The following is a 12,242-nucleotide window of genomic DNA, read 5'->3' as shown; positions in this document are numbered from 1 at the left end:
CAGATTTCCAAAAATGAATCTTACATAGAGATGTGCAGGCGTCGTCAGTTAAATGGCAGATTGTTAATTAATTGTAAATAGAATATTTATTTTGAGTCATAATTCCTGTATTAGAACACATTAATAGTCATTTATACATCATAAAGCGACAACAAATATAAAGATTTTGTAAAAATTATCAAAAGAGTGTGGCGAAATTGTCATAATTAAGTCATAATAAAATTTGTACTGAGATATTAATAGTTTTCTAGGGAGGAAAAGGAGAATGAAAAAGTTTTTCAGTTTTATGCTTGTACTTTTGTTGGCTGTAGGACTAGTTGCTTGCGGTACTAACAACGCTTCAAACGAAGGAAACAGTGAAGGCGGTAATGCGGGACAGGAAACACCTGATAAACTCGTTATGGGATTCGTTCCTTCTCAAGATTCTGAAACTATCGCTGATACGGTTGAGCCATTGGCAGAGCGTCTTGGTGAAGAACTCGGCATTGAGGTTGAAGGCCGTGTAATGACTGATTATACTGCACTTATAGAAGCAATGGGGTCTAATGAAGTTCAAGTTGGTTTCATTCCTGCTTTCGGTTATGTTTTGGCTAATGAGCAATATGGCGTTGAAGTAATCCTTAAGTCCGTACGTCATGGCAGTGGAACTTACAAAGCACAATACCTTGTTAAAGCTGATTCAGGGATTGAATCCCTTGAAGATCTGGAAGGCAAGATCTGGGCTTATCCGGATGCAGCATCTACTTCTGGATTCTTATTCCCGGCAGCACAGTTGATGGACCAGTTTGACATCGAAAGTGCAAATGCACTACAATCTGAATTTTTCTCTCAAGGAATTGCAGCCGGTGGCCATGATACTGCTGCCATTGCTGTATATGAAGGTGATGCAGACGTTGCTACAACATTTGATGATGTGCGTACAACTCTGACTGAAGAGTATCCGGACATGATGGATAAAATGAAAGTCATCGACTATACATCTGAAATTCCAAATGACACGATCTCAGTAACTAAGGAACTGGATGATGAAATGCAACAACAAATTAAAGAAGTGTTTCTATCATTGAATGAAGATCCTGAAATGATCAAAATCATGAATGAAGTATACAACTGGGATGAAATCACCGAAGCAAGTGATGAAGAGTACCAGGTAGTTAAAGACACTTACGCTAAATTCAAAGATTCTATTTCTTTCTAATTTGAAGCTTTAATTTAATAGAATCGCAATCTAGGGGGAGGTTGCTTCCCCTTTTTTTTGTCTCGAAAACCCGGTTCCTCACAGAAACTCATATATTACGCAATTATTTTTTACTTTTTGGCGGTTTATAGTAAAAGGTATATTTAGGTCTTACTAAATAATAATTTCCATATATCTGTCTTTTCTATGTGGTGACTAATATACTTTTTTTCATGGTAGGTAGTAACGCTGGGGATCTCCGTCATTTAGTTTTTCTAAAAGTTTTTGTATTTTTTATTCCTTTTGTAGTTTATATAGTGTCGATTGGAGCGGAAGGCGTGCGACCTCCTGCGGGATTAGCGTGACAGGTGAGACCCCGCAGGCGAAGCTGAGGAGGCTCACCGCACGCCCCGCGGAGTCGCACGCCTGGAGCGGAAATCACTACTTTGAATTTGTTGAATATTTACGAAAAAGAGTGTATTTTTAAGGATTTGAAGGGGGTTTCATCATGATAGAGTTCAAAGATGTTTCTTTAGTGTATCCTAATGGAACGGAAGGCTTGAAGAATGTAAACGTGAAAATTAATGAAGGCGAGTTCGTGGTCATCGTAGGCTTGTCGGGAGCTGGGAAATCCACCTTCATCCGCAGCATCAACAGGCTCGTTACTCCGACGAAGGGTGAGCTGCTTGTTGATGATCAAAACATTTTGAAATATCGCGGAGGCGATTTACGAAAACTGAGAACCAAAGTGGGCATGATCTTTCAAAATTACAATCTTGTAAAGAGGTCCAATGTACTGAAGAATGTAATGGCAGGGAGATTAGGGTACACAGGGACTCTCCGGTCAATTTTTAATTTATTTAAAAAAGAAGACCTCGCGCTTGCTTATGAAAGCTTAAAGCGTGTCAATATAGAAGAAAAGCTGTATAACCGTGCAGATGAGCTGAGCGGCGGACAGCAGCAAAGGGTGAGTATCGCTCGGGTGCTGACACAGAAACCCAAATATATTCTTGCTGATGAACCAGTGGCTTCACTGGATCCTCCTACATCTCATCAAGTAATGACTTACCTGAAGAAAATCAACAAAGAAGATAAGATTACAACTATTGTCAATCTGCATTTTATCGATATGGCAATGGAGTATGCCGATCGCATTATCGGCATGCGTGCCGGGGAAGTGGTGTTTGACGGCCCTGTTTCTGAGGTGAACGAAAAGACGTTTGAGGAAATCTATGGACGTGCGATTCGCGAAGACGACTTGCGCGGAGGTGTAGAAGAGTGAAGGCTGATTCTTCAAAAAAACAGACAAAAGGAACATTTGCCCCATCCCTTCTTCCTGGTAAGGCCAAAGCTCGCCTTACGGCAATATTTGCTGTTATTATCGGTTTTTATATTTGGAGTACGATCAAGACAAATGCAACGCTGCCTGACCTGATTGATGGTATTCCGAATATGGGAAGAGTGATTGTAAAGTTCTTTCCGCCCAACTTTGCGGCGTTTCAACATATCATTGATCCCATGGCAGAAACCATACAGATGGCAATTGTCGCAACTACTGTCGCAGCCATTCTGTGTGTTCCGCTTAGCTTGCTCGCTGCCCAAAACGTTACAACGAATAAATTTGTTTATACAACTGTCCGTACAATATTAAATATCCTTCGAACGATTCCAGACCTTGTATTGGCTGTTATTTTTGTTGGTTTGTTCGGAATTGGTATTTTTCCAGGGATTGTTGCACTCATCATTTTCTCGCTGGGAATCCTGGCGAAGTTAATAAGTGAAACGGTAGAATCAGTTGATATGAATCCAATGGAGGCAATGCATGCTTCCGGAGGAAACACTTTGCAAAGTATCTCCTTTGCACTTGTGCCTCAGGTTCTTCCGCAATTCACATCTTTCGTTTTATATGTATTTGAGATTAACATCCGGGCATCTGTAGTACTTGGACTGGTTGGGGCAGGCGGTATTGGCCTTGTGCTGAGCCAGCAGCTGAAATTCTACAACTATCCGAATGCGATGCTGATCATTCTCGTTATCTTTGCTGTGGTGGTCATTATCGAATACATCAGCTCTAAGATAAGGGAGGCGATTGTCTGATGCAGCTCACTCTGCCTCCAAAGAAAAAACGTTCGCCGTTTAAGATATTTAAGAAATGGTCTATCTTTTTAGCTGTAGTCCTTTTATATATTTGGACTTTCACCGGGATCGATATCGATTGGGGAAGAGCACTGGAAAGAATGGCCAATAACTTTGACCGGGTAATACCCAAACTCTTTGATCCTGACTGGGCTTCTATGGGCAAAGTATGGACTGCCATGGTGGAAACATTATATATTGCCTTTGCCGGCTCACTAATGGCGGCAATTCTGGCTGTTCCTCTAGGATTCCTTGCTGCTGCCAATATGACGAACAACAAGGTTCTTACAACCATCGGTAAATGGATCCTGAGTGCTGTCCGTGCGTTCCCGGATTTGATTCTTGCCATCCTGTTCGTGGTGGCAGTAGGTCCAAATCCTTTTGCCGGTGTTTTAGCTATTGCAATCGGCTCGACTGGAATGCTTGGAAAGCTTTATTCAGAAGTATTGGAGTCTATTGATCTGAAAATTGTAGAAGCGATGGAAGCGAGCGGGGCGAATAAGATCCAGATTTTGTTCCATGGGATCATTCCGCAGATTATCCCAGAGTTCCTTTCCTATGCCATTTACCGTTTTGAAATTGATGTGCGTGCATCAACGATTCTTGGTATCGTCGGAGCAGGTGGGATAGGGACACTTATCCAGTTTGCGCAAATGAATAGAAACTGGGAACAAATGGGGTTAATTCTTCTGGTCATCATTATTGTTGTTACAATAATTGACTTTGTCTCTTCTGCTATCAGAAAAAGAATTGTATAATACCTATCATCAACAGGCTGTCTTTAAGGTTTTAGGACCTTTGGCAGCCTTTTATTATTCGCGGGTCTTTAATAATGCGGTGGAAAGAAGAATAGTAAAGCCTCATGATACCTGAACGACAAGGGAATTAATATAGTACAATAAACCAGGAAATTTGATACAATAGAATTACGAGAGAGTGCTGGAGGTTAATGATGCCACAAACTAAGATGACGATAATAGAAACCAGTGATGTCCATGGAAGTATCTTTCCAATCAATTACGGTACGAATGAACTGCAGCCAGTAGGATTTGCAAAGGCTGCAGCAATCATAAAGAAAATTCAAAGTGAAAAAGAAAATGTAATAACTATAGACAATGGTGATATCATTCAGGGAACCCCTTTGACTTACCACTATGTTAAATATATGGAAGACCAGCCCAATCCCATGGTTGAGGTACTCAATCATCTAAAGTATGATGCTGCCGTGATTGGCAACCATGAGTTTAACTATGGTATGCCGATGCTGCAGCGAGCTATCACACAGTCGAATTTTCCCTGGCTTTCTGCCAATATACTTGATCAATCAACAGGAGAACCTAAATTTGGAACTCCATATATCATTAAAAAGTTTGCTAACGGGACAAAAGCTGCAGTTCTGGGGGCCACTACGCACTATATTCCTAACTGGGAAAACCCTGAACATATTAAAGGGTTGAAATTCAATGATTGTCTCGAGTCAATAAGGAAATGGGTTAAATATATCCAGGAAGTTGAGCAGCCGGACGTTCTGATTGTTTCCTATCATGGCGGTTTTGAGAATGATCTGGTCACAGGTGAAAAAACGGAGCCTCACACTGGTGAAAATCAGGGTTACAGAATCTGTAATGAAATTGAAGGCATCGATATTCTGCTAACCGGTCATCAGCACCGCCAGTTAGCTGATACTGTTAATGGCGTCTTGATCATCCAGCCTGGCTTTAACGGAGAATATGTAGGCCGTGCAGATATTGAACTCCAATGGCAGCATGGAAAATGGGAGATCGTTGACAAGCAAGCTGTTCTTATACCTGTAGGGAATGAGGAAGAAGATGAGCAGATTTTAGACCTGGTCAATCATTATGAAACGAAAACCCAGGATTGGCTGGACCAGCCAATCGGATTCATTGAAGGGGACATGACAATCACTGATCCCTTCAAAGCAAGAATGGAAGAGCATCCGCTTGTAGAATTCATCAATAGAGTACAAATGGATGCACTCGGGGTTACTATCTCCAACACCGCTCTATTCAATAATTCAGCAAAAGGGCTTCCGAATACGGTGACAATGAGAGATATCGTTTCAAATTACGTTTACCCTAATACTTTGGCGGCTATAGAAATAAGCGGGAAAGACATGAAAGAAGCACTCGAGAGATCAGCCTCTTATTTTCACATCAATGAGGATGGCGTGATAACAGTCAACCCAGCATTTTCAGAACCTAAGCCGCAGCATTATAATTATGATATGTGGGAAGGAATAGAATACACCATAAATATCAAAAACGACATCGGTCAGCGTATAGAGAAGCTGCAGTACCGAGGAGAGCCTGTCGATATGGATGCCAAGTATGAAGTGGTGATGAACAATTACAGGGCAGGCGGAGGCGGGGAGTATCCAATGTTCAAGGACCGTCCAATCACGAAATCGAGCCAGATCGATATGACTGAATTACTCGCTAATTACTTCCTGAAGCATAAGACAGTGAAAGCTGCTGTAAATCATAACTGGAAGTTAATAAAATAAATCAAAAGTATATTCAAAGGAATTGGTAGATATGGAAGACAGAAAAGATATAGAACAATCATTGAAGCTGTTTATTGTACTATCGCGTGCATATAAGGCTCTCAATGAAGATGTTCAAGTCTCTATACAGAATAATGGTTTGAACATGACGGAATTTGCTGTACTTGAACTGCTTTACCATAAGGGGGACCAGCCCCTTCAGCAGATAGGCGGCAAGATTCTGCTTGCAAGCGGAAGCATCACCTATGTTGTGGACAAGCTTGAAAAAAAGGGGTTGATCAGGCGTGTTGCCTGCCCCAATGACCGCCGGGTAACTTATGCTCAGATTACAGAAGAGGGAAAAAAATTTATTGGAGAGCTTTTTCCAAAGCATGAAATGCAAATCCATAAGCTGATGTCTGTATTAAGCAATGAAGAAAAAGAAAACGCTATAGAGTTGTTAAAGAAGGTTGGACTATCTATCAAAGATTTGTCCTACTAAAAGTTTGAAGAGGGTGTTCGCTTAGCGGATGCTCTTTTTTATTGATTTTGATAATTATGGAGGCATCTTTGATTTCCGATTCAGGTAAGTGCATAGCATGTGATTGGTGATAAGAAAGACAGGTGCATTAGTGCCACTTTTAAAAGGCTGGTATATTTAATAAGGAACTATAAAAAAAAGCCGTCCCATCTTAGGGGCGGCTTATCACTTTACTTAATAACTATTTCATTATCTTCAATTAATGCTGACAATTCTTTTTTTTCAGGATAATCCAGTATGAAATCTGCAATTGAATCCTCAAGTTTTTCCTGGATGATTCTGCGCAATGGCCTTGCCCCAAAGTCAGGGTGATAGCCATCAGCAACCAGCTTCTCTTTTGCTTCTTCTGTCACACTAAGTTTAATATCCTTTCCTTCAAGGTCGTGGCCAACATACCCGGGAGGAGAGCCGATCAGTTTAGATACACTGTGTTTTTCCATGTACTCACTCATATCAAGCCGGATCATGGCATCGGATGTTCCGAACAATTCTTCGGCAAGGGTTTTGGATAGCTCAGTTTTTCCAACGCCGGTTGGACCGATGAACAGGAAGGATCCAATCGGACGATGTTCCTTTTTAAGTCCTGCGCGGCTTCTTCTGATCGCTTTAGCGACAGTTCGAACAGCTTCTTCTTGTCCGATTACTTTATTGTTAAGATTGGATTGAAGGTTCTTCATTTTTAGCTGCTCATCTTCCTGCAGGCTGCCAACAGGAATTCCTGTTTTCTTTTCTATCAATTCCTGGATTAACTCTCCGCTTACGACAGGATAATCTGTTTTACCCTGAATTTCTAATGATTTTTCCAGTTGTATTTCTTCATCTCTTAATATTGCAGCCAGTTCATAGTTTTCTTCAGAAAGTGCCAGGTTTTTTTCAGAGGAAATTTGTGAAAGTCTGCTGCGCACTTCCTCCTTGTCTCTATGGCCATTGCGAAGGTTTTCGTGAGAGCCTGCTTCATCAAGAAGATCAATGGCTTTATCAGGGAGAAAACGGTCCTGGATATATCTTTTGGATAATGTCACACATCCGATAATTGCTTCTTCACTGTATTTGACTTCATGGTAATCCTCATATTTCTTCTGTAAGCCTTTTAAGATCGCAATAGCATCTTGTGTAGAAGGCTCTTTGACTTGAATAGGCTGAACTCGTCTTTCAAGTGCTGCATCCTTCTCAATCTGTCTGTATTCCTTCAGAGTAGTAGCCCCTATTAATTGAAGCTCTCCTCTTGCTAATGCAGGTTTCAATATGTTTCCCGCATCCATGCTGCCCTCTGCAGATCCTGCACCAACAATTAGATGGATCTCATCGATAAACAGTAAGACATTCTTTCTGTTCTGCAGTTCCTCAATAAGAGATTTGATTCTTTCTTCAAATTGCCCTCTGATTCCTGTATTTGCTACAAGTGATGCAACATCCAACAGGTAAACCTCTTTATTAAGCAGTTTTGATGGAACCTTTTTGTTTAAGGGAAATAATCCCAATAACAATCAGGCGTTTTTACTTCTGAACTACTATGCTTGTACATATGTTTAAATAGCGGCTTGTGATAAACCCAAACTTAAGTCTGGGAGCAAACAGTGAATGATTATAAACGTTAATGCCTTTAAGAAAGTGTGATAAACAGAATCGAGCAAGCAATGAGGTGATGGGATTGAAAAGATGGAGCGGTGTGTTTCAGTTAGCCGCAGTATATGTAGGTACCATTATTGGAGCTGGGTTTGCAACAGGGAGAGAAATTGTGGAGTTTTTTACACGATTTGGCTTTATAGGGTTAATCGGCATCTTGATCAGCGGCTATTTGTTCATTTTTTTGGGAGCCAAGATAATGGTGAAAGCACATGAATTGAAGGCCAAATCCTTTGAGGAGTTTAATGCATACCTTTTTGGCAAGTGGTTTTCAAAATTCATGAATATCCTGATGATGCTCATGCTGCTTGGGGTTACAGCGGTTATGTTGTCAGGGGCAGGAGCAGTCTTCGAAGAGCAGTTGGGAATGGCGAAGCAAGCAGGTGTCCTGTTATCCATATTCCTTGGATTCATTGTCATGATTGTTGGGATGAAAGGGTTGTTTGCGGTCAATACGCTTGTGGTACCGACAATGATCATCTTTAACATTTCAATCATGTTGTCAAATTTATTTCATCCTGAGTTTGCCGAATCCATCCTCAGAATTCCACATGCGGATGACGGATGGAAAGCTGTCGTCAGCCCATTTACATACACAGCATTTAACCTCGCAATGGCGCAGGCTGTGCTTGTGCCGGTGGCAGCACAAATCAAAGATGTTAAGACTGTGAAATATGGAGGGTTTCTCGGCGGTATATTACTCACTATCATTTTAATATCGAGCCACTTCACCTTGGTGATGATCCCCAATGTAACCTTGTATGAAATCCCGATGGCAATCGTTATGAAAAGTATGGCTGGCAGCCTTTATGGAATTTATATCTTTATTATTTTCGGAGAGATTTTCACTTCCATCATCGGTGGAGTGTTCGGATTGGAAAAGCAGATGGCCAACTATTGGAATGGCAGAAGGATTTTTATTACGATCATGATATTTATTATTATCTACCTCATGAGCTTTTTTGAATACAGTAAGCTTCTTTCTTATTTATACCCACTTTTCGGTTACCTGAGTTTGCTGTTCATTATATTACTGTGGATGAAACCTTGGGGGAAAAATGAATCTTAGAGAAAAGTTTCGCTCTGCATGAAATTGGAGGAAACAGCCAAAATAATGAGGGAACGCAAAGGAGGGTGAAAACCATGACAAAGTCTAAACATGAAAAAGAAAGACAGTGGAACGTAAGAAAGCAGGACCAGCACCCGCATGGAAAAGTGGAGTCATTCAAGGAGCTTGAAGGTGAAGGTTTGACAAAAGGAAAAAAGTAAAAGTATAAGTGCTTAATCGGGAAGGAATGACTGGCTTGAAGACAATAAAAAACAGGTTCAGTAAATGGAAACCTGCATTCCACAAATGTTTGCACCTGTACTCCAGGTCGAGTGATTGCTCAAACTTTTATTAACCTCTGAAGGAATAGGGTTTTCTGATGCCTTAGAAGACAATATTGAAAAATGCCTGTGCTTCCATATAGGAATGCCAGGCATTTGTTGTATTATGCTTCAATGATTTTATAATTTTTATGATTAACAACAGTTTTTTCTTCCAACTCAAGATCACGGTAATTTTCCATGAATGTTAAATCAACAATCACAGAATTTTCATTCACCTTTTCTACAATCCCTTTCAAGCCATTTTTAAATTCTATTAAATTACCTACTTCTGCTTTTTTCAAAAAAAATCTCTCCTTTGTCAAAAGTTTCAGAAACAATTAATTACAGTTTGCCTTAAAATAACAAAAAGGTAAAGGAATTTGTTAGAATATTAGTTTTATAATCTGTATTTTTTCACTTTATTCGTAAATAATGTTCCTGGAGGAGGCCGCACGCCATTCGCTACAATCAAATAATTGTACTTGCTATTTCGTTTATCCGTCTTTGAATAATTGGGCTGAAAATCATTGCAGACTATTTTCATTAGTGCTGTTAATATGTATATAGGATCCATTGAAAGGGGACAGTAAGATGGAAGATCAGGAAGTATTAACGATTTTGGAGGAACTTCGCAGCAGAGGGATTGACGAATACAGAGTGCAAAAATCTGACTTTCTTCAATTCAGAAAACTCTTGATCGCTCAAAGTGATTTCAAACAGTTTCGCGGAATCGCCCAGCAGGGTGGAGATGTTGTATATATGTATCTGGATACTCCCAGAAGTTAAGGTCTGTCTTATCCAAGACAGGCTTTTTTTATATTTTTCATCTCCAATCACCATTTAGCGGTTGAAGGTTTGCTTGTTTGCTCTTTTGGAAAAAGTAGCTTTGAAGGAGGGATATCGATGAATGAAAAAGTAGCAGTAGTGACTGGAGGAGCCAAGGGCATTGGAAAAGCGATAGCTGAAGCACTCTCCAGCCAAAGCTATACAGTGATTCTTGTAGATAAAGATGAGGAAGGCATTAAGGTAAGTGAAGAATTGTCGAAAAAGGGGCCGCCAGTTATATTTAAAAAATGTGATGTCAGCCAATACAGCCAAATCAAGAGGCTGTTCGATGAAATAAAATCTTCCTGCAAAAAAGTGGACATTCTTGTTAATAATGCAGGAATATCTAAATTCAAGAATTTCTGGGAAATGGAAGAGAAGGACTGGAATGAAGTCATCTCAACCAATCTGAGCAGCATGTTCTTCCTTTCCAAGGAAGCAGCCTTGCTAATGAAAGAGCAAGGTGGTTGTATTATCAACCTGGCATCCACAAGAGCTGGCATGTCAGAACCGAATACAGAGGCCTATGCAGCAAGTAAAGGCGGAATTGTGGCCTTAACCCATTCATTGGCCATGACCTTGAGTGAATATAATATACGTGTGAACAGCATAAGCCCCGGCTGGATTGAAACAGGGAAATATGATGAGCTTAGAAAAAAAGATCATTTTCAGCACCCTTCCAACCGGGTTGGCAGGCCGGAAGATGTAGCAAGGGCCTGTGTGTTCTTATGTCATGAGGAAAATAATTTCATCAATGGAGAGAATTTGGTTATTGATGGCGGCATGACCAGAAAAATGATCTATGAACATTAGCCAAAAGCGCTAATGCTTCCTTAGTAAGAAGATGTTGAAAACTCCGACGGATAAAATGAAGAGAAGACAAAGAATAATGTTTACAGACATAGAACTCACCCCAAATGGTTTTTTATTCATAATAGAAAACCAATATGAAAAGTGTTCTGTGAAAATCTAAATATTATGTAAATTCGGGACGAAATCGTTTTTGATTTCGTCCTCTTCCTTTTGGATGAGCATTAGGTCAAGGATAAAAAAGGGTGAATTTAGAAAATTACAAATAGGGGGATTGTTTTTTTGGTATACTAAATAAATAGAATAGGGGGAATCAATTGTGTTTGTTAAAAACCTAAAAAAAGAGATTAGTAAAGTGATGGTCGGAATGGACCATGAAGTTGAATTATTAAGCATTGCCCTTCTTCAGGGCGGCCATATATTATTTGAAAGTGTGCCGGGAACCGGTAAAACCATGCTCGCGAAAACATTTGCGGGTTGTATCCAGGCAAGTTTCTGCCGGATACAGTTTACACCTGATGTATTGCCGAGCGATATAACAGGGATTCAATATTTCAATCCAAAAGAAAAAGAGTTTGAATTAAGACCAGGCCCGGTTGTCACCAATGTTCTGCTTGCAGATGAAATCAATCGTGCAACTCCACGGACGCAGTCCAGCTTGCTGGAAGTTATGGAGGAGAAGCAGGTAACAATAGAAGGAAAGACACTTAAGCTTGATGAGCCATTTATCGTGTTGGCAACCCAGAACCCAGTGGAATCCCAGCAAGGTACATTTCCGCTGCCTGCAGCACAGCTTGACCGGTTCCTGATGAAAATCCCAATCTCTTATCCTGAATTTGATAGTGAAAGGGAATTATTGAGGCGCTTTCGAGATAAACAGCCCTTGGAAAACATTAAAGCCGTTATTAACCCGGACACACTTAAAGAGTGTGTTAAAGAGGTGAGGGCTATCCATGTGTCTGAAGATATAGAATCTTATATCCTGCAAATTGCGAGAAAAACGCGAGATCATGAACTCATCGAATTGGGAGTCAGTCCCCGTGCCAGCCTTGCGCTATTGCGAGCCTCACAGGGAATGGCCTATGTAAATGAAAGGGATTATGTTACACCTGAGGATATTAAGAAGGTAGCTTCCTACGTCCTCAGCCACAGGATTTCCTTAACACCCGAGGCCTCTTTGACAAAAACAAATGAAAGAGTCATGGAAGAGCTGATCGAGGAAGTGCTGGTTCCAGTAGAATCGAGGGCATAAG

Annotated in this window: 12 protein-coding genes and 2 pseudogenes; 11 read left to right on the top strand and 3 right to left on the bottom strand. The window is 40.5% G+C overall.

The features are described from left to right. Nucleotides 1-265: 265 nt before the first annotated feature. From M1E09_RS15490 to M1E09_RS15465, 6 genes are all read left to right on the top strand, one after another. Nucleotides 266-1,198, top strand: a complete 933-nt coding sequence (locus M1E09_RS15490; protein ID WP_456271744.1) for a phosphate/phosphite/phosphonate ABC transporter substrate-binding protein — start codon at nt 266-268, stop codon at nt 1,196-1,198. A gap of 487 nt (nt 1,199-1,685) precedes the next feature. Continuing rightward, entirely contained in the window at nt 1,686-2,459 is a 774-nt protein-coding gene (gene phnC, locus M1E09_RS15485) for a phosphonate ABC transporter ATP-binding protein (RefSeq protein ID WP_456271743.1), read from the top strand. Next, the gene (phnE, locus tag M1E09_RS15480) at nt 2,456-3,274 is read left to right on the top strand and encodes a phosphonate ABC transporter, permease protein PhnE (RefSeq protein ID WP_456271742.1); all 819 of its coding nucleotides are present in this window, start codon (nt 2,456-2,458) and stop codon (nt 3,272-3,274) included. Before phnC ends, phnE (M1E09_RS15480) begins: the two co-directional genes overlap by 4 nt. Next, nucleotides 3,274-4,071 carry a phosphonate ABC transporter, permease protein PhnE gene (phnE, locus tag M1E09_RS15475; protein ID WP_456271741.1) on the top strand — a complete coding sequence of 266 codons (798 nt, stop codon included), beginning with the start codon at nt 3,274-3,276 and terminating at the stop codon, nt 4,069-4,071. The genes phnE (M1E09_RS15480) and phnE (M1E09_RS15475) overlap by 1 nt, the downstream gene beginning before the upstream one ends. A gap of 191 nt (nt 4,072-4,262) precedes the next feature. Further along, complete coding sequence (locus M1E09_RS15470) at nt 4,263-5,837, top strand: bifunctional metallophosphatase/5'-nucleotidase (protein WP_456271740.1); 1,575 nt, start codon at nt 4,263-4,265, stop codon at nt 5,835-5,837. A gap of 31 nt (nt 5,838-5,868) precedes the next feature. Beyond that, on the top strand, nt 5,869-6,318 hold the full coding sequence (locus M1E09_RS15465; protein ID WP_456271739.1) for a MarR family winged helix-turn-helix transcriptional regulator: 450 nt from the start codon (nt 5,869-5,871) through the stop codon (nt 6,316-6,318). Nucleotides 6,319-6,527: 209 nt separating this feature from the next. Here the strand turns inward: M1E09_RS15465 and M1E09_RS15460 are convergent. After that, nucleotides 6,528-6,680, bottom strand: a pseudogene (locus M1E09_RS15460) (hypothetical protein); the annotation flags it as partial. Nucleotides 6,681-6,725: 45 nt separating this feature from the next. After that, nucleotides 6,726-7,811 (bottom strand): annotated as a pseudogene (locus tag M1E09_RS15455) (AAA family ATPase); the annotation flags it as partial. 197 nt (nt 7,812-8,008) lie between these two features. Here M1E09_RS15455 and M1E09_RS15450 point away from each other — a divergent pair. Both M1E09_RS15450 and M1E09_RS15445 read left to right on the top strand, forming a co-directional pair. Continuing rightward, complete coding sequence (locus tag M1E09_RS15450; protein ID WP_456271738.1) at nt 8,009-9,052, top strand: YkvI family membrane protein; 1,044 nt, start codon at nt 8,009-8,011, stop codon at nt 9,050-9,052. A gap of 74 nt (nt 9,053-9,126) precedes the next feature. Further along, nucleotides 9,127-9,252, top strand: a complete 126-nt coding sequence (locus M1E09_RS15445; protein WP_456271737.1) for a DUF6254 family protein — start codon at nt 9,127-9,129, stop codon at nt 9,250-9,252. Between the two features lie 224 nt (nt 9,253-9,476). On the opposite strand, the gene M1E09_RS15440 is transcribed toward M1E09_RS15445, so the two are convergent. Then, nucleotides 9,477-9,656, bottom strand: coding sequence for a YkvS family protein (locus M1E09_RS15440; protein WP_456271736.1), 180 nt, complete (start codon nt 9,654-9,656; stop codon nt 9,477-9,479). A gap of 289 nt (nt 9,657-9,945) precedes the next feature. Between M1E09_RS15440 and M1E09_RS15435 the strand changes: the two genes are divergently transcribed. The 3 genes from M1E09_RS15435 (at nt 9,946) to M1E09_RS15425 (ending at nt 12,241) form a co-directional block, all read left to right on the top strand. Further along, nucleotides 9,946-10,140 (top strand): hypothetical protein, encoded by a 195-nt coding sequence (locus M1E09_RS15435; RefSeq protein ID WP_456271735.1) that lies wholly within the window; start codon nt 9,946-9,948, stop codon nt 10,138-10,140. Nucleotides 10,141-10,257: 117 nt separating this feature from the next. Next, nucleotides 10,258-10,992, top strand: coding sequence for an SDR family NAD(P)-dependent oxidoreductase (locus M1E09_RS15430; RefSeq protein WP_456271734.1), 735 nt, complete (start codon nt 10,258-10,260; stop codon nt 10,990-10,992). Nucleotides 10,993-11,347: 355 nt separating this feature from the next. Then, the gene (locus tag M1E09_RS15425) at nt 11,348-12,241 is read left to right on the top strand and encodes an AAA family ATPase (protein ID WP_456275010.1); all 894 of its coding nucleotides are present in this window, start codon (nt 11,348-11,350) and stop codon (nt 12,239-12,241) included. Nucleotide 12,242 lies beyond the last annotated feature (1 nt).

It is taken from the genome of Bacillus sp. AK031 (assembly GCF_053903065.1).
The sequence above is the reverse complement of the archived record's forward strand: the minus strand, read 5'-3'. Positions and strand labels throughout refer to the sequence as shown.